The organism is Lysobacter tyrosinilyticus, from assembly GCF_054779815.1.
In genome coordinates this window covers 845,861-863,947 of record NZ_BAAGXN010000003.1, presented here as the reverse complement: position 1 = coordinate 863,947, position 18,087 = coordinate 845,861, and the positions used below count along the sequence as shown (strand labels likewise).

Sequence of the window (18,087 nt, the reverse complement as noted above, 5' to 3'; positions counted from 1 at the left end):
CAACCGCCTGGAAGCGGTAGCTGCAGCATGACGGTTGGAAATGGAGCAGTTCCGGAGTTCAACCGTTTCAATGCTTGCAGGGGGCGAGCCATGTACGGAGTCATCTTCGATTTTCTGCGCAGCTACGTGATCGAGCGTCACGGCGGCCGCGATACCTGGGATGCACTGCTCAACGAAGCGGGCATCGGCTACAAGGTCTACTTCCCGGTGGCCCAGTATCCGGACGAGGAGATCGTCAATCTCGCCACTACGGCGGCGCGCATGCTCAAGGTGCCGTTGCCCGCAGTGCTCGAGGACTTTGGCCATTACACCGGTCCGAAGCTCATTACCTACTACGACATGTTCGTGCGGCCGGAATGGCGCACGTTCGATGTGCTGGAAAACGCCAGTGCGCGCATCCACGACGCGATCCATCGCTACAACCCCAAGCGCCTGCCGCCGCGACTCGTCGCCAATCGCGTGGATGCCAATCGGATGGAGCTCACCTATCAGTCCGAGCGCAAGCTGTGCATGGTCGCCAAGGGCATCGTGCGCGGCTTGAAGGACCACTTCGGCGAAGCGATCGAGATCCGCGAGACCCAGTGCATGCACACGGGGGCGGAGTGTTGTCGCTTCGACCTCGTACGGACGGTGCCAGACGGGTTGCCGAAGCTCGAGCGCAAGGCGCAACCCGTGGAAGTGGCCGAGCTGGTGACTTGGGAATAGCGGCGATCGGCCAGCGCCGGCGAACCGGACTCTCCCGGCGCAATTCGGACCGAGGCAGCCCTGGCTGACCGCATCGGACTTGCGAAACAGTCCCCGCTCGCGGGGCCTGTCCGTACGAATTCGCCCGAAAGTTTGTAGTCGCGCCTGAAAAATGGCCGCATTTGTCGCTCCGCCCAACTTCCGGCCCACGCGGATTGGCGGGTATTTGTGCGCTGCGGTAGGCTTTCAGGTTCTTTCCCAGCCTCATCGCCGTCTACCGTGTCCAGCGAAGCCGTCCAGACCGAATCCGCCGCCATCGACCCGCGGGCCTACGACCCGCAAGCCGTCGAGGCGTCCGCCCAGCGCTTCTGGACCGATCGCAAGGCGTTCGAAGTCGACGAGAGCTCGAGCAAGCCCAAGTACTACTGCCTGTCGATGCTGCCGTACCCGTCGGGCGCGTTGCACATGGGGCACGTGCGCAACTACACCATCGGCGACGTCATCAGCCGCTACAAGCGCATGACCGGCCACAACGTGCTGCAGCCGATGGGCTGGGACGCGTTCGGCCTGCCGGCGGAAAACGCCGCGATCAAGAACAACACCGCGCCGGCCAAGTGGACCTACGCCAACATCGCGCACATGAAGGCGCAGCTGCAGCAGATGGGCTACGCGATCGACTGGTCGCGCGAGTTCGCCACCTGCCAGCCGTCGTACTACGTGCACGAGCAGCGCATGTTCGTGCGCCTGATGAAGCAGGGCCTGGCCTACCGCAAGAATTCGGTGGTGAACTGGGACCCGGTCGACCAGACGGTGCTGGCCAACGAGCAGGTAATCGACGGCCGCGGCTGGCGCACCGGTGCGCTGGTGGAAAAGCGCGAGATCCCGCAATGGTTCCTCAAGATCACAGATTACGCGCAGGAGCTGCTCGACGGTCTGGACACGCTCCCGGGCTGGCCGGATGCGGTCAAGACCATGCAGCGCAACTGGATCGGCCGCAGCGAAGGCCTGGAGATCCGCTTCGACGTGGTCGACGGCAACGGCAATGCGGTTGAGCCGCTGACCGTGTTCACCACGCGCCCGGACACGCTGATGGGCGTGACCTTCGTGTCGATTGCCGCCGAGCATCCGCTCGCGCAGCACGCCGCTTCGAGCGATGCCGACCTCGCCGCGTTCATCGCCGATCTGCGCCAGGGCGGCGTGTCCGAAGCCGAACTGGAAACCCAGGTGAAGCGCGGCCGCGACACCGGCCTGCGCGCGATCCATCCGATCACCGGCGAACAGGTGCCGGTATTCGTCGCCAACTTCGTCCTGATGAACTACGGCACCGGTGCGGTGATGGCCGTTCCGGGGCACGACGAGCGCGACTGGGAATTCGCCAAGGCCTACCAGCTGCCGATCAAGATGGTGATCGTGCCGGCCGACGTGCGCGATGCGCTCACGGAAATCGGCCGTGACGTCGCCCGCCACAACGACCCCATGCGCAGCGCGCTGGGCGAGGGCGGCGCGATCGACGCCTACGACACCGGCGCCGCCGTGCAGGTGGTGCAGGAATTCGAAGGCCGCATTGCCGAGGCCGGCGCGTATACCGAGCGCGGCTACCTGGTGAACTCCGGCGAGCTCGATGGCATGGAATACCAGCAGGCCTTCGACGCGCTGGCCGCCCGCTTCGAACAGCAGAGCCGCGGCCAGCGCCGCGTGAACTACCGCCTGCGCGACTGGGGCGTGAGCCGCCAGCGCTACTGGGGCTGCCCGATCCCGGTGATCCTGTGTGCCAAGTGCGGCGACGTGCCGGTGCCGGAAGAGCAACTGCCGGTGGTGCTGCCGGAAGACGTGGCCTTCAGCGGCGTGACCTCGCCGATCAAGGCCGATCCGGAATGGCGCAAGACCAGCTGCCCGCAGTGCGGCGGCGCGGCCGAGCGCGAGACCGACACCTTCGACACCTTCATGGAGTCGAGCTGGTACTACGCGCGTTACACCTCGCCGGGCGCCACCCAGCAGGTCGACGAACGCGCCAAGTACTGGACGCCGGTCGACCAGTACATCGGCGGCATCGAGCACGCGATCCTGCATCTGCTGTATTTCCGCTTCTATCACAAGCTGTTGCGCGACCAGGGCCTGGTCGCCAGTGATGAGCCTGCGATCAACCTGCTCTGCCAGGGCATGGTGATCGCCGATACCTTCTATCGCGAGAAGGCCGACGGTTCGAAGGACTGGTTCAATCCGGCCGATGTCGAAGTCGAGAAGGATGCTCGCGGTCATGCCATCGGCGCGAAGCTCAAGGCCGACGGCAAGCCGGTGCATATCGGCGGCACCGAGAAGATGTCGAAGTCGAAGAACAACGGCGTCGATCCGCAGCTGATGGTCGGCAAGTTCGGCGCGGATACGGTGCGCCTGTTTTCGATGTTCGCGGCGCCGCCGGAACAGTCGCTGGAATGGAACGAAGCCGGCGTGGAAGGCATGGCGCGCTTCCTGCGCCGCTTCTGGCGCGAGGTGCTGACGCACGTGTCGCAGCCGGATCATCCGGAGGTCGACGCATCGCAGCTCAATGCCGCGCAGAAGACCCTGCGTCGCCAGCTGCACGAGACCATCCAGAAGGTCGGCGACGACTACGGTCGCCGCCACAGCTTCAACACTGCGATCGCGGCGTTGATGGAGTTGCTCAATCATGTCGGCAAGTTTGACGACATGAGCGACATGGGCCGCGCGGTGCGCCACGAGGCGCTGCAGGCAATGGTGCTGCTGCTCAATCCGGTCACGCCGCACGTATGCCACGCGCTGTGGCAGGCGTTGGGTCACAACGAATCGCTGCTGGAGGATGTGGCGTTCCCGTCCGCCGATCCGGCCGCGTTGACGCGCGACAGCATCACGCTGGCAGTGCAGGTCAACGGCAAGTTGCGCGGCACTATCGAGGTGCCGGTGAATGTCGCGAAGGAAGACGCCGAACGCCTCGCACTGGCCGAGCCGGGCGTCGCCCAGTTCGTTGCCGGACAGACGGTGAAGAAGGTGATCGTGGTGCCGGGGAAGATCGTCAATATCGTGGTGGGTTGATCTCCTTCCCGTCACGTCCCTCCATCTGCTTGCCCTTCGCCCCACGCAGTGGGGAGAAGGTGCCCGAAGGGCGGATGAGGGGCGAGCGGAGTGGTGATGCATGCGCGATCGATGCGCTTGGCGCCGCCACTTCCCCTCACCCTGCGTCGCTGCGCGACGCGGTCCCTCTCCCGGCAAGCGGGGCGAGGGAGGACCTAGGCGGTGCGAGGGAGTGGATTCCGGTCGCCAATCCCGGCCTGGCAACGCCAACCGCACTGCCGCGACAATCCGGCATGCTCCCCGTCCTCTACTGCCACGCCGACTCCGGCTACAGCTACAAAGTCGCCCTCGCGCTATCGCTGCTCGGCATCGACTTCGAACAACGCCACATCGCCATCTGGAAGCCGCGCGAGGAACGCTCGCCGGAATTCCGCGACGTAGCCGCGCACGGTGAAGTGCCGGTGCTGCTGATCGATGGTCACGTGCTGTGCCAGTCGAACGCTATCCTCGATTACCTGGCGCGCCGCGAGCAGTGCCTGGACGGCAGCAACGAATCACAACGCCTGCGCGTGCGCGAATGGCTATCGTGGGAAGCCAATCGCATCAGTCTCAACTTGGCGCATTCCCGCTTCGGACGGCGCTGGGGTGATTACCACCCGGAAGTGCTGGCCTGGTACGACCGCCGCTCGCGCGATGATCTCGACCGCATGGAGCAGGCGTTCGCGCAGTCGCCATTTCTGGCCGGAGATCTGCCCACCATCGCCGACGTGGCCTGCTGCGGCTACCTGTTCTTCCTCGACGAAGGCATCGATGGCCAGGGCGGTGGCGTGCGCTGGGCCGGAGCCGCCGACATCGATCTCCTGCACTGGCCGCGGGTGCGCGAATGGCGCGAGCGCATGACGGCGTTGCCGGGTTTCGCCACGCCGCAGGCCCTGTTTGCCGGTCACGGGGAGCATTGGTAGCCGGCTTCCGCAGCGCAACACCGATCTATGATCGCTCGCGCCGGCCCGTCGCCGGTCACATGCAGAACCAGTTTTCATTCGGCCAGAAAAGGGGAGTCAGGCAGATGAGAGTGATCCTTGCCGGCATCGTCGGTGGTGTGCTGTTGTTCTTCTGGGGCTTCGTGGCGCACATGCTGCTGCCGTTCTCGGAACAGGCGTTGAAGCCGGTCCCGAACGAGGCCGCCATGCTCGATGCAGTACGCGCCAATATCACCGAGAACGGCGTCTACGCCCTTCCACACCTGAACTACAAGACCGCAAGCGAGGCCGACAAGCAGGCCTACGCGGACAAGGTCGCGAACGGACACAGCGGCCTGCTGGTCATCCGCACCGGTGGCGTGAGCATGGACATGAAAAAGGAACTCTCGATGGAGTTCCTCAGCAATGTCCTGGCCGCACTGGTGGCCGCATTGGCGGTCGCGGGTATCGGCGTGCGCGGTTATGGCGGGCGCGTCGGCACGATCTTCGCCTTCGGCGTGGTCGCCTGGCTGTCGGTTTCGGTGTCGCAATGGACCTGGTATGGCTTCAGCACCGATTTCCTGATCAGCGACCTGGTGGACCAGTGGGGCGGCTGGCTGCTGGCCGGGCTGGGCATGGCCGCGATCCTCAAGCCGCGCAGGTAAGCGGCCTGTAGTCCATGCAAGGCGCAGGCGAGTTCCTGCGCCTTGTCCTGTCGACGCGCCGCGACGGGCTTCGTGAACGACGCGGCCGGACGCGGCTTGCCGCCTGCGCCGCCCTCGTCCAGACTTCGCGCATGATCCGTCGCAGCCTGCCTCTCGTCCTCGCACTGGCCCTCTCGGCCTGCGGCTTCCACCTGCGCGATGCCCTCGTGCTGCCCGCCGACATCGGTACGGTGCGAGTCGCATCGGTCGATCGTTACAGCCCGTTGGCGGATTCGCTCACGCAATCCATCCAGCGTGCGGGGGCGCAAATGGCCAGCGTGGACGACCAGAACGCCACCGTGGTGGACCTGCTCTCCGAGCGTTGGGCCGATACGCCGATCAGCGTCGACCAGCTCGGTCGTGCGCAGGAGTACAGCCTGCGCTATGCGGTGGTGTTCGAAGTGCGCAAGGCCGACGGCACCAAGCCGGTGCCGCGCCAGGCGGTCGAACTCGCGCGCGACTACATTTCCAACCCGGTCAATGCGGTCGGCACCGAAGGCGAGCGCGAGCTGCTCGTGAAAGAACTGCGCCGCGAGATGGCCGCCTCGATCATTCGTCGCCTTGGGGCCGTCGCGCGTACGTCCGGAACAACCGTGATGCCGAAGTCGCATCTGGATGAGCCGGTGGCCGAAGAGGCCGCCAAGGCCGCACTGGAAGCCGCCGACGCGAATCCGCCGCCGGACCAGCCCACACCGACACCCGAGCCGGTTCCGGCCAATCCGCCGAAGCCGCATTGATCTGATGGAACTCAAACCGGAACAGCTGGCCACGCAGGTCAAGGCGGGTCCGCTGCGTCCTGCGTATCTGATCGCCGGCCCCGAGCCGCTGCGGGTGCTGGAAGCCGCTGATGCGGTACGCGCGGCTGCGCGTGCGCAGGGCATCAGCGAGCGCGAGGTGTTCGAGGCCGAAGGCAACCAGCGTGAACCGGACTGGGCGGCGATGGAGTCGAGTGTCCATGCGCCCAGCCTGTTCGCCAGCCGGCGTCTGTTCGAAGTGCGTCTGCCCACCGGCAAGCCCGGCACGGAAGGCGCGCGCGTCATCAGTGAGTTCTGCGCGAATCCGCCAGCCGATATCACCCTGCTGGTGACCGCCGGCGAATGGAGCAAGCAGCACGGTGGCAAATGGAGCGAATCGATTGCGCGCATCGGCCAGATCGCGGTTGCATGGCCGGTCAAACCGCATGAGCTCCCGGGTTGGATCGAGAGCCGCCTGCGTTCGCGCGGGCTGACAGCCGATCGCGATGCCGTGCAACTGCTGGCAGACCGCGTCGAGGGCAACCTGCTGGCAGCGGCGCAGGAAATAGAGAAGCTCAAACTGTTGTCCAACGGCGAGACACTCGATTTCGCGCGTATGCAGGACCTGGTCGCCGACGCCGCGCGTTTCGACGTATTCCGCCTGATCGATGCCGCCATGAACGGGCAGGGCGCGCAGGTATCGCGCATCGTTCGTGGCCTGCGCGGCGAGGGCGAGGCAGTGCCGGCCCTGCTCGGCATGGTCATCAAGGAACTGCAGACCGCTTCCGCGCTGGCGCGTGCGGGCAATCTCGCCAACGCCTTCAAGGCGCAACGCATCTGGGAGTCGAAGCAGCCGATGTACCGGCGCGCGCTGCAGCGGCACGATGCCAAGCGCTGGGAGGCATTCCTCGCGCAGGCGGGGCGTGTCGACAGCATCGCCAAGGGCCGGCCGCGCCGGGGCGAGGAGCCCGACGATGCCTGGGTGGCGCTGGAACGCCTGCTACTGGCCGTCGCCGAACCGCGCGCCGCGCGACTGCTGGCGGTGCGCTCGTTGTAGAGCGGAGCTTGCTCCGCTGCTCTTGATTTTAGAACTCCCAAGGACAAGGCAAGGGCAGCGGAGCAAGCTCCGCTCTACAAGGCGGATGCATTCCCACATGAATTTGCGAATCTGCTACGGCGGCACCTTCGATCCCGTGCATTACGGTCATCTCGCCGTGGCCCGCGCCGCGCGCGATGCCGTCGAAGCCACCGTGTACCTGTTGCCAGCGGCAGACCCGCCGCACAAGGGGCCGACCCACGCCGACGCCTCGCAACGTGCACGGATGCTCGACCTGGCTGTCGCCGGCGAAACCGGCTTGAAGGTCGATCGCCGCGAACTCGACCGCGAAGGCCCTTCCTACACCATCGATACGTTGCTGGGATTGCGCGCCGAATTCGGCGACGCGCTGCCGATCGTCTGGCTGGTGGGCGGCGATTCGCTGCACCAGCTGCATACCTGGCACCGCTGGCGCGAGCTGTTCGCGCAGGCCCACATCCTCGCGGTGCAGCGTCCCGGTGCCCACATCGACCCGGACGCCCTGGCACAGGCCGCGCCCGAGGTGGCCGCGGAAGTCGCGCAGCGCTGGTGCGCGTTGGATCAGCTGCGCGCGCGCCCATGCGGGGGGCTGGCGGTGCTGGCCTTGCAAGAACTGCGCCCGGAATCCTCGACCGAGCTGCGCCGTCGCATCGGGTCGGGCGACGCTAGCGACTGGCGCGACTGGGTACCGCCGTCCGTCGCCAGTTACATCGAACGTCACGGTTTGTACTCGACAGCCGGGCCAGACTCGGTTTCCCTATAATTCCCCGGCAATCCCAGAGAGCTCCGCCCCTTGACCAGCCAAGCCCAAGTCATCAAGACCCGCCTCCCCAACCCGCCGCCGCCGGTCGAAGTCCTGCTCAAGACAGTGCATGCAGCGGTAGAGAACCTGAAAGCCAAGGACGTGGTCGAGATCGACGTGCGCGGCAAGAGCAGCGTCACCGATTTCATGGTGATCGCTTCGGGCACCTCGACCCGACACGTGAAGTCGATCGCCGACGAAGTGGTCAAATTCGCCAAGAACCTCGACGTCCAACCGTTGGGCGTGGAAGGCGAACGCGAAGCCGAGTGGGTACTGGTCGACCTGGGCGATGTCGTCGTCCACGTGATGCTGCCGCGCGTACGTGAGTTCTATGCGTTGGAACGCTTGTGGACCGTCGGCGACCAGCCGCCGCGCTCGCGCATGGAAACCGATGATTACGAGGGCGAGACCGGCGCTGAAAGCCGGTTCTGACCTCGCAAGTAGTGCTGCGAAAGCAGTGTTGCGGAAAAGCGGCGCCTGATGGCGCCGTTTTTGTATCCGCAATCTGCAATGTGACGATCAGGCGTGTGTGCCTGTCGTAGCGACCAACCCACCGGTCGCATGCGCGCAATCTCACCGCAACATTCCGCAAGCAGGATGTCCGCCTTTTCTTGGGACGGAGATCCTCATGCGTCGACTCAACCTGATCCTGGCCTGCGCGGCTGCAACCGCGATGGTGGCTGCCCCCAGCTTCGCCGAAAGCCCCCGCCAGTGGTACGAAGACGGCGCACGCGCCGCGCACGACGGCGCTGCGCTGCGCCCGATCGATCGTTCCGCCAAGAACGTGATCCTGTTCGTCGGCGACGGCATGGGCCTGTCGACGGTCGCTGCGGCGCGCATCCTGGAAGGCCAGCTCAATGGCCATAAGGGTGAGGAAAATTCGCTGAGCTTCGAGCGCTTCCCGTACGTGAGCCTTTCCAAGACCTATTCGGTCGATGGCCAGACTTCGGACTCCGCGCCGACCATGAGCGCGATGATGACTGGCATCAAGACCAACCAGGGCGTGCTCTCGGTCACCCAGAACGTGCGCTACAACGACTGCGCGTCCGCACGCGGCCAGGGTGTGGCGACGCTGCTGGAAATGTCCGAAGCCATGGGCATGGCGACGGGCGTGGTCACCACCGCGCGCCTGACCCACGCGACCCCGGCCGCAACCTACGCGCATTCGCCCAACCGTGACTGGGAAAGCGATGCCGAACTCACCGCGGAAGCCAAGGCCAACGGCTGCAAGGACATCGCGCGCCAGCTGATCGAATTCCCGTTCGGCGACGGCATCGAAGTGGCGATGGGCGGCGGTCGCAGCTACTTCCTTCCCAACACTTCCACTGATCCGGAAGACACCGGCAGCAAGGGCCGTCGCAAGGATGGTCGCGACCTCGGCGCGGAATGGGCGAGCAAGCCGCAATCGGCGTACGTCTGGAACAAGGCGCAGTTCGATGCGATCGATCCGCGCAGCACCCGGCATGTGCTCGGCCTGTTCGAACGCTCGCACATGGAATACGAGTACGACCGTCCGCTGGATGCCGGCAAGGAGCCGAGCCTGGCCGAGATGACCAGCAAGGCCATCGACATCCTCAATGCCAGCGGCAAGAAGGGTTACTTCCTGATGGTTGAAGCTGGCCGCATCGACCACGCGCATCACGCCGGCAACGCGTTCCGCGCGCTGACTGACGCGGTGGAGCTGTCCGACGCGGTGCGCATGGCGCAGAGCAAGGCTTCGGCCGCCGACACGCTGATCATCGTCACCGCCGACCACAGCCATACCTTCACCGTCGCCGGTTATCCCGATCGCGGCAACGACATCCTCGGCAAGGTGCGCACCAACGGTCAGCTCGCGCTCGATGCGAACGGCAAGCCGTACACCACGCTCGGTTACGCCAATGGCCCCGGCTACCGCGTGCCGGGTCCGCGTCCCGATCTGACGACGACCGACACCAGCGCGCCGGCCTACCTGCAGGAAGCGACGGTTCCGCTGGAATCGGAAACCCACGCAGCCGAAGACGTCGCGATCTATGCACGTGGTCCCGGCGCGTATGCGTTCCAGGGCGTGGTCGAGCAGAACACGATCTTCCACGTGATGGCGCGGTCCGAGCAGGGCGTGAATACGTTCCTGTGCAACCTGTTCGGCAATTGCGGCCTGGTGAAGCAGAAGAAGCTCGTGCCGCCGCTGATGGTGAGCGACCTGCTTGCCGGCATGGCCAAGCGCAAGTGATGCATCGGGCGATCCTGCTGCTGTTGTGCTTGCTTGGAACCGGCCCTGCATGGGCCGGTTCCGGCGAGCCGGCGGCGCCGGCCTGGGTGGCGGAATATCGCGTCCATGATGGCCAGGGCGACCGCACGCTGGTGCTGGTGCGCACCGACAAGCGCGTCGAATACCGCTTTGCCGGTGAACCGGTGCGGGTTTGGGAAAGCGGCGCAGATGGGCTGGTCCATCGCGAAGTCTTCGTCGCCGATGACCGCGTCGTCAGCTATTCGCCCGGCGACCTGCGCGCGCTGGGGCGCAACCCCAAGTGGAGCCAGCTGAGCCATCTGGTGGATCCCGCACTGCGCACACAGCTCCGCGAGCAGGGAGCGACGAATGTGTCTGCCGCGCATGACGCACGAGCGCACCGCTACGGCGGCGACTTGCGCGGCGTGCCGGTTCGGCTGGACTGGCTGGAGGCTGCGGATCTGCCGGCGCGTTACCGCAGTGGCAAGGGCCGCGCGGCCTACGTGCTCGAACTGCGTTCGCTCGAGCAGCGTCCGGTCGGTGACGCGTTCACCGCAACGGATGGCATGCGCGAGATCGATTACGCCGACATCGGCGACATGGAGCTGGACCCCTTCGCCCGTCGCTATATCCGTGAAGGCGCGGGCGTGGCTGCCGAACATTGACCTTCGTAGGTCCCGGGCCTGCCCGGGACGCTTTTCGTCAGCGTGCCTAGTGCCGGGCAGGCCCGGCACCTACAAGGAAGGCCGCGCGTGGCGTCCGCTACCATGCGCGCATGAAAGCAAAGCTCATTGCCGTGGGAGAGCGTGCGCCGCGCTGGGTGGCCGAAGGCTTCGGCGAATATCAGAAGCGCCTCTCGCACTGGTTGCCGCTGGACCTGGTCGAAATCGAACCGGGTCTGCGCGGCAAGGGTCGCGATGCCGCGCGCGCGACCCAGGACGAAGGCGCACGCGTGCTTGCTGCGCTACCGAAGCAGGCGACGGTGGTGGCATTGGATGGGCGCGGGAAGACGTGGTCGTCCGAGCAGCTCGCGCAACGGTTGGAACACTGGCGCGGGCAGGGACGGGATCTGGCATTCCTGATCGGCGGGCCGGAAGGCCATTCGTCCGAAGTCATTGCGCGCGCTGACGAGCAATGGTCGCTGGGTCCGCTGACGCTGCCGCACATGCTGGTGCGGCTGGTGCTGGCCGAGCAGTTGTATCGCGCAGCGGCGCTGCTGGCGAACCATCCCTATCACCGCGCATAAGCGCTTTCCGAAGGCCGGCGCCCGCCTTCAGGCAGTTGCTTGCAATCGTCCCGGCCCGGTCGTAGCCTCGGCCGCAGCTTGAACGTCCCGGTGGGCACTCCCGCGGCGGCTCGGTTTGGCAACTCGCCGCTGCAAGGAAGGCCAAAGGTGAGGGGAGCTAAGGATGGGGCGCGCACTCCTTGAACGATCGGTAGCGCAACTGACGGCGATCATCGATTCCGTGCCGACCGCCATCGTGATGGTGGACGAAAACGGCGTGATCGAGCTGGTGAATGCGCACGCCGCGCGCCTTTTCGGTTATTCCGCCGTCGAACTTCAGGGCGAGACGATCGAAGTGCTCGTGCCGTTCCGGTTCCGCGGAAACCACCCGCATTACCGTGCAGGCTTTTCCAAGGCGCCCAGCGCCAGACCCATGGGGATGGGGCGCGATCTTTTCGGTCTGCGCAAGGACGGCACGGAATTCCCCATCGAGATCGGGCTCAATCCCATCACGACCGAGGAAGGAACCTTTGTCGTAAGCGCGATCGTCGACATCTCCGAGCGCAAGCGGCTGGAGTCGCGCTTCCGCGCGACGGTCGAGTCCGCGCCCACTGCGATGGTGATGATCGATCAGACCGGTACGATCGTGCTGGTCAACACCGAGCTCGAACGGCTGTTCGGCTACGAACATGACGCGCTGCTGCGCCGGAAGATCGAGGGGCTGATCCCGGAGCGTTTCCGCGCAGGTCATCCCGCGCTGCGCACACAGTACTTCGCGACCCCGGAATCGCGGAGAATGGGGCAGGGGCGCGATCTGTTCGGTCTTCGCCAGGACGGCAGCGAATTTCCCATCGAAATCGGGCTCAATCCGGTCACGACCGATGAAGGTTCGTTCGTGCTGGCCGCGATCGTCGACATCTCCGAACGCAAGCGCTTGGAGGCACGCTTCCGCGCTACCGTCGAGTCCGCCCCCAGCGCGATGGTCATGATCGATGAGAGTGGACGCATCGTGCTGGTCAATGCCGAACTCGAGCGGCTGTTCGATTACGGTCGCGATGAACTACTGAACCAGAAGGTCGAAGTGCTGATACCGGAGCGCTTCCGGTCGGGGCATTCGGGCCTGCGTTCGGTGTACTTTTTCGCCCCCGAAGCGCGCCGGATGGGCCAGGGGCGCGAGTTGTTCGGTCGCAGCAGGGATGGCAGCGAGTTCCCGGTCGAGATCGGCCTCAATCCGGTGAAGACCGACGAGGGATCGTTCGTGCTGGCCGCTATCGTCGATATCTCGGAGCGGAACCGGCAGACGGCTGCGTTGCGCGAAAGCGAGGAGCGGTTTCGGCTGCTGATCGAGAGCGTGCGCGACTACGCCATCTTCATGCTCGACCCGGAGGGGCGGGTGGTGACCTGGAACACCGGCGCCGAGCGGATCACGGGTTACGCGGCGACGGAGATCGTCGGCAAGCACTTTTCCTGTTTCTACACCGAGGAAGACGTCCGCAACGATCTACCCCTGAACGAACTGGCCGTGGCCCGCTCGCAGGAGCGTTATGAAGCGGAGGGCTGGCGCGTGCGCAAGGACGGCTCCCGTTTCCTGGCACAGGTCATCAATACGCCGCTGCTGGATGCAAGCGGTGGCCTGCGCGGCTTCACCAAGGTGATCCGTGACATCACCGAGTCCCGGCGGGCGAAGCAGGAGATCCTGCGGCTCAATGCCGACCTGGAGAATCGCGTGCGCGAGCGCACGGCGCAGCTCGAGGCGGCGAATCGGGAGCTCGAGGCGTTCTCCTTCTCGGTGTCGCACGACCTGCGTGCGCCCTTGCGACATATCGACGGCTTCGCACACATGCTCAAGGAGGACGCCACCGAGCTGGATGAAAAGACCCGTCGCCACGTCGACCTGATCGCCGAAAGTGCGCGGCGGATGGGCATGCTGATCGACGACCTGCTGGCGTTTTCCCGACTGGGACGCGATTCGTTGGTGCGGATACGGGCGGAGATGAATGCATTGGCCCAGAGCGCGCTCGATGAAGCTCGTGGCAACCAGAGCAACCAGGCACAGGTCACGATCGGTTCATTGCCACCGGCGTGCGTGGATCCCAATCTCATGCGTCAGGTTTGGGTGAACCTGCTGTCCAATGCATTCAAGTACAGCACCACCCGGGGCAGCGAAGCGCGCGTGGAAGTGAGCGGTGAAGCGCATGGCGCCGTGAACCGCTACTCCGTCCGCGACAATGGCGTAGGTTTCGACATGCGCTACGCCGGCAAGCTGTTTGGCGTGTTCCAACGCCTGCATTCCCAGCAGGAGTTCGAAGGAACCGGCGTGGGCCTGGCGATCGTGCAGCGGATCGTCCATCGCCACGGTGGTCGCGTCTGGGCCGAGTCGGAGCCAGACAAGGGCGCCGTCTTCACGATCGAGTTGCCTTCTGTCGAAGCGGACATCGCCGAAGAAGTTTCCGTGACAACGACTCAGGGCTGAGATCGCATGGACAACGAAGCGCGGCCCGGCTGGATTCCGGGTCGCGCTCGCCGACGGTCAGAGATTGAATTCGATCGGGATTAGCCCGATTGCCTGCACGCTCCGGCCGTCCTGCATCGCCGGCCTGAAGCGCCACTTCGCCAGCACCTGCCTCTTCGCCGCCGCGTCGAGCAGACGATGTCCGCTGCTGCGCTCGATCTGCACCTCGATGGCTTTGCCGTCGATGCCGACCAGCACGCGAAGCACGACGGTTCCCATAAGTCCGTCGCGGATCGCCTGGGGCGGATAGGGCGGCGGCGGAGCGGCTTCGTATTCGAGGTGTGCTCCGACCAGCGGCGCAATGATCGCGTCGCCGAGGCCGGGGTCGACTTTTGCAACCTCCACCTGATCGGCGGCGGTGTCGCCCGGCTGAGGATCGGCGACGGGAATGGGCTGTCGTTCGACCTTCTGCGGTACGGCCGTTGGCGTCGTGGGTACAACACGCTTGACCACCTCGACTTGCTTAGGTGGCGGCAGCGGATTGTCCTTCGGCTTCAACGGAATGTACTCATAGGTAACTTCATGCGGCGCAACCTGCGGCACATGCATGTTCATCGGCGCCAACAACAACAGCAGCGCTGCGCCGTGGATCGCGATCGCGCCGGCTTCGGCGGTGATCCGTGTGAAGTCCGGCTTGCCGATCTGGAAACGCGTGTGCGTGCGATCGGGGCGAAGAGCGAGGGTATGAACCATATGCCACCTCCACGGATTGTCTGTATGGATGACAACGAGCCGGAGTGGCGAACGGGGTTGATCTCGGAAAGATACCGATGAGAAATCGCGTTGCGCGTGTGAAGCCAGGCGGGACGGGAGAATCCTGTCGGTGTCCTTACCCTTCTCCCCGCTCGCGGGGAGAAGGTGCCGAAGGCGGATGAGGGGGCGAGCGAAGCGAGCAATGCCCTTGCCGCCCCTCACCCTGCGTCGCTTCGCGACGCGGTCCCTCTCCCCGCAAGCGGGGCGAGGGATCGCCAGGACGAGGAGTCGCGTCGTCGCTGCGAGACACTGCGCAGAAAAGCAAAGGCCCGCAACTGCGGGCCCTTGTTAGATCAGTCGTCGAACTCAGCGACCGAGCTCGAACACCACATCCAGATTCACACTCAACGTGTTCTCGCCGGGCGACACCGAGGTTTCGGCCCCGGCATCCTTCGCCATCATCATCCCGCGAGCCATCGGGATCGGCGGAGCGAAGCGGCCACCTTCACTGATGCTCACGATGCGACGCACCTTCATGCCCAAGGTCTTCGCATACATATCGGCGCGCGCCTGCGCGCTGGCAACGGCCTTGCGGCGCGCTTCGTCGAGCGCTTCGTCCTTCTTGTCGACGTCGAAACTGGGACCGTTGATCTGGTTGGCGCCGACCGCGGTGAGGGTGTCGAGGATCTTGCCCAGTTTGGCGATGTCGCGGACGGTGATGTTCACCGTGTTGTGCGCCTCGTAACCGGTGATCGTCGGCGGCTGGTTGTCGCGGTACTGATACGTCGGATTGAGGTTGATGCCGCTGGTCTGCACGTCCTTGTCGGCGATACCGGCGGCCTTGATCGCGGCCACGACCTTGGCCATTTGCTCGGCATTGGCGCGCATGGCCGCATTGGCGTCGGTGGCGCGGGTGACTACGCCGGTCGACATCAGGGCGATGTCGGGCACGCGCTTGGCTTCGCCCTGCGCGGAAACGTTCAGCAGGGTGCCGTCGGTGGCGACGTAGGGCGTGGTCTGGGCATGGGAGGACATCGGCGAGCAGACTCCGAAGGTGAGGAGGGCAGCCAGCGTGAGCGGGCGCAGGGCGAGGGACAGCGGCTGGGGCATGGTGGAACTCCTTGTGACGACTTCGAGGGGGATGCGCTAGGCCTGCTAAGTGCGCGGACACGGTAAACGATTCGTGAGCCCGATCAGGGTTGCGTGACCGGCTGCGGGTCGGCGGCCAGTCAGCCCGGGTTATCCTTTCGCCTGCGAATCCCGCACGGACGCGCAGTCAGCGCTTCCCGCGCCTCCCAAGCAAGGACCCGATGCTCTATCTCGCCTCCCAATCCCCGCGCCGGCGCGAACTGCTGGGTCGGCTCGGCCTGCCGTTCGGGATCATCGACCTGGACCTGCCCGAAGAACGCCAACCCGGCGAACCCGCCGAGGACTACGTGCGTCGGGTGGCCCGCGAGAAGGCGGGCGCCGGCCTGCTCAAGGTAATGAGCAATCCCAGCGCCGTGGTGTTGGGCAGCGATACCGAGGTGGTGCTGGATGACGAGGTGTTCGGGAAGCCGCGCGATGCCGAAGATGCCGCCGCGATGCTGCGCAAGCTGTCCGGCCGCACGCATCAGGTGATCTCGGCGGTGTCGCTGGTCTCGCCCGGACGCGAGCTGCAGACCGTATCGATTTCGGACGTGAGCTTCGCCGCACTGAGCGAGGCGCAGATCGCCGGCTATCTCTCCGGCGACCAGTGGCAGGGCAAGGCCGGCGCCTACGCAATCCAGGGCTTCGCCGAGACCTTCATCACCCGAATGAGTGGCAGCTACACCGGCGTGATGGGCTTGCCGATTTTTGAAACGGCGGCACTGTTGCGCCAGTTTGGCCTGGAAGCCGTATCCCCGGTGTCGGCATGACCGAAGAGATCCTGGTCAACGTCACCCCGCGCGAAACCCGCGTCGCCGTGGTCGAGAACGGCATGCTGCAGGAGCTGCATATCGAGCGCGGCTGGCGCCGTGGCGTGGTCGGCAACATCTACAAGGGCAAAGTGCAGCGGGTGATGCCCGGCATGCAGGCCGCCTTCGTCGACATCGGTCTGGACCGCGCGGCATTTCTGCACGCAGCCGACATCGTCAAACCCGCGCAGGCCGTGGTCGCGGGCGAAGGCGAGGGCGATGCCGCGCCGTTGCCGCCCGCGCCGGTTCGGCCGATCGCCGAGCTGCTGCGCGAAGGTCAAGACATCGTCGTGCAAGTGGTGAAGGATCCCATCGGCAGCAAGGGCGCACGCCTCACCACCCAGCTCAGCATTCCGTCGCGCTATCTGGTGCTGCTGCCGCGCACGCGCGTGGTCGGCGTGTCGGCGCGGATCGAGGACGAGGCCGAACGCGCGCGCCTGAAGACGCATGTCACCACGCTGTCTCCGCAAGGCGCGCATCACGGCTATATCGTTCGCACGAATGCCGAAGGCCAGCCGGAAGAAGCCCTGGCCGAAGACATCGCCTACCTCAACCGCGCCTGGGCGCTGATCGAGGAGAAGTCCGCCAGCTCCCGCGTCGGCGAACGTGTGTACGAAGACCTCAGCCTGCCGCTGCGCGCGGTGCGTGATCTGATGCGCAAGGACGTGGAGAAGGTGAAGGTCGACTCGCGTGAAACCTGCGAGCGCCTGAAGACCTTCGCCGCCCAGTACATGCCGGGCCTGGCCGAGAAGATCGAGCACTACACCGGCGCACGCCCGATCTTCGACCTGTACGGCGTCGAGGACGAGATCCAGCGCGCGCTGGACAAGCAAGTGCCGCTGAAGTCGGGTGGCTACCTCGTCATCGACCAGACCGAGGCGATGACCACGATCGATGTGAACACCGGTTCATTCCTGGGTCAGCGCAATCTCGAGGAAACCGTCTATCGCACCAATCTGGAGGCGGCGCAGTCGGTCGCCCGTCAGCTACGCCTGCGTAACCTTGGCGGCATCATCATCATCGACTTCATCGACATGACCGATGCCGAGCACAAGCGTCAGGTGCTGCGGCAGTTGGAGAAGTCGCTGACCCGCGACCACGCCAAGACCACGGTGTACGAGTTCTCGCCGCTGGGCCTGGTCGAGATGACCCGCAAGCGCACTACCGAAAGCCTGGAACGTCAGCTCAGCGAGCCCTGCCACGAATGCGGCGGCCGCGGCACTTTGAAGACACCCGAAACCGTGACCTACGAGATTTTCCGCGAGATCGTGCGCCAGGTGCGGCAGTTCGATGCCGCCCGGCTGCTGGTGATCGCCTCGCCGAAAGTCGTCGCGCGCATCACCGACGAAGAATCCGCGTCGGTGGCCGAACTGGAGGAATTCCTCGGCAAGTCGATCCGCTTCCAGGCGGACGAGCAGTATGCGCAGGAGCAGTTCGATGTCGTGTTGCTTTGACTTTTCCGCTCCCTCCCTTTCGCGCGCAGCGCGAAGGGGAGGGCTGGGGTGGGGTGCATTTGCTGTTGCCAT

General features: G+C 65.4%; 16 protein-coding genes. 14 read left to right on the top strand and 2 right to left on the bottom strand.

Features of this window, described 5'->3' with window-relative positions:
- Nucleotides 1-90: 90 nt before the first annotated feature.
- From ACYVGK_RS10555 to ACYVGK_RS10500, 12 genes are all read left to right on the top strand, one after another.
- A complete protein-coding gene (locus ACYVGK_RS10555) occupies nt 91-705 on the top strand; it encodes a heme NO-binding domain-containing protein (RefSeq protein WP_460733402.1) in 615 nt (204 codons plus the stop codon).
- Between the two features lie 258 nt (nt 706-963).
- Nucleotides 964-3,732, top strand: a complete 2,769-nt coding sequence (gene leuS, locus ACYVGK_RS10550; RefSeq protein ID WP_460733400.1) for a leucine--tRNA ligase — start codon at nt 964-966, stop codon at nt 3,730-3,732.
- A gap of 272 nt (nt 3,733-4,004) precedes the next feature.
- Nucleotides 4,005-4,673 carry a glutathione S-transferase family protein gene (locus ACYVGK_RS10545; protein ID WP_460733398.1) on the top strand — a complete coding sequence of 223 codons (669 nt, stop codon included), beginning with the start codon at nt 4,005-4,007 and terminating at the stop codon, nt 4,671-4,673.
- Nucleotides 4,674-4,777: 104 nt separating this feature from the next.
- Nucleotides 4,778-5,335: a hypothetical protein gene (locus ACYVGK_RS10540; RefSeq protein ID WP_460733396.1), complete on the top strand. Its 558-nt coding sequence runs from the start codon at nt 4,778-4,780 to the stop codon at nt 5,333-5,335.
- Between the two features lie 131 nt (nt 5,336-5,466).
- On the top strand, nt 5,467-6,111 hold the full coding sequence (locus ACYVGK_RS10535; RefSeq protein WP_460733394.1) for an LPS-assembly lipoprotein LptE: 645 nt from the start codon (nt 5,467-5,469) through the stop codon (nt 6,109-6,111).
- A 4-nt stretch (nt 6,112-6,115) separates the two neighbouring features.
- The gene (holA, locus tag ACYVGK_RS10530; RefSeq protein WP_460733392.1) at nt 6,116-7,165 is read left to right on the top strand and encodes a DNA polymerase III subunit delta; all 1,050 of its coding nucleotides are present in this window, start codon (nt 6,116-6,118) and stop codon (nt 7,163-7,165) included.
- Nucleotides 7,166-7,262: 97 nt separating this feature from the next.
- Nucleotides 7,263-7,946, top strand: a complete 684-nt coding sequence (nadD, locus tag ACYVGK_RS10525) for a nicotinate-nucleotide adenylyltransferase (RefSeq protein WP_460733390.1) — start codon at nt 7,263-7,265, stop codon at nt 7,944-7,946.
- 30 nt (nt 7,947-7,976) lie between these two features.
- The gene (gene rsfS, locus ACYVGK_RS10520) at nt 7,977-8,417 is read left to right on the top strand and encodes a ribosome silencing factor (protein WP_460733389.1); all 441 of its coding nucleotides are present in this window, start codon (nt 7,977-7,979) and stop codon (nt 8,415-8,417) included.
- Nucleotides 8,418-8,613: 196 nt separating this feature from the next.
- Nucleotides 8,614-10,197 (top strand): alkaline phosphatase, encoded by a 1,584-nt coding sequence (locus ACYVGK_RS10515; protein ID WP_460733387.1) that lies wholly within the window; start codon nt 8,614-8,616, stop codon nt 10,195-10,197.
- Complete coding sequence (locus ACYVGK_RS10510; RefSeq protein ID WP_460733385.1) at nt 10,197-10,859, top strand: hypothetical protein; 663 nt, start codon at nt 10,197-10,199, stop codon at nt 10,857-10,859. Before ACYVGK_RS10515 ends, ACYVGK_RS10510 begins: the two co-directional genes overlap by 1 nt.
- Nucleotides 10,860-10,969: 110 nt before the next feature.
- Nucleotides 10,970-11,440, top strand: a complete 471-nt coding sequence (gene rlmH / locus ACYVGK_RS10505; protein WP_460733383.1) for a 23S rRNA (pseudouridine(1915)-N(3))-methyltransferase RlmH — start codon at nt 10,970-10,972, stop codon at nt 11,438-11,440.
- 163 nt (nt 11,441-11,603) lie between these two features.
- Nucleotides 11,604-13,892 (top strand): PAS domain-containing sensor histidine kinase, encoded by a 2,289-nt coding sequence (locus tag ACYVGK_RS10500; protein WP_460733381.1) that lies wholly within the window; start codon nt 11,604-11,606, stop codon nt 13,890-13,892.
- Between the two features lie 57 nt (nt 13,893-13,949).
- Here the strand turns inward: ACYVGK_RS10500 and ACYVGK_RS10495 are convergent, their stop codons facing one another.
- Nucleotides 13,950-14,624 (bottom strand): energy transducer TonB, encoded by a 675-nt coding sequence (locus ACYVGK_RS10495; RefSeq protein WP_460733379.1) that lies wholly within the window; start codon nt 14,622-14,624, stop codon nt 13,950-13,952.
- Between the two features lie 366 nt (nt 14,625-14,990).
- The gene (locus tag ACYVGK_RS10490) at nt 14,991-15,734 is read right to left on the bottom strand and encodes an SIMPL domain-containing protein (protein WP_460733377.1); all 744 of its coding nucleotides are present in this window, start codon (nt 15,732-15,734) and stop codon (nt 14,991-14,993) included.
- Nucleotides 15,735-15,934: 200 nt separating this feature from the next.
- Between ACYVGK_RS10490 and ACYVGK_RS10485 the strand changes: the two genes are divergently transcribed.
- Both ACYVGK_RS10485 and rng read left to right on the top strand, forming a co-directional pair.
- On the top strand, nt 15,935-16,522 hold the full coding sequence (locus ACYVGK_RS10485) for a Maf family protein (protein WP_460733375.1): 588 nt from the start codon (nt 15,935-15,937) through the stop codon (nt 16,520-16,522).
- Nucleotides 16,519-18,015, top strand: coding sequence for a ribonuclease G (gene rng / locus ACYVGK_RS10480; RefSeq protein WP_460733373.1), 1,497 nt, complete (start codon nt 16,519-16,521; stop codon nt 18,013-18,015). The genes ACYVGK_RS10485 and rng overlap by 4 nt, the downstream gene beginning before the upstream one ends.
- Nucleotides 18,016-18,087 lie beyond the last annotated feature (72 nt).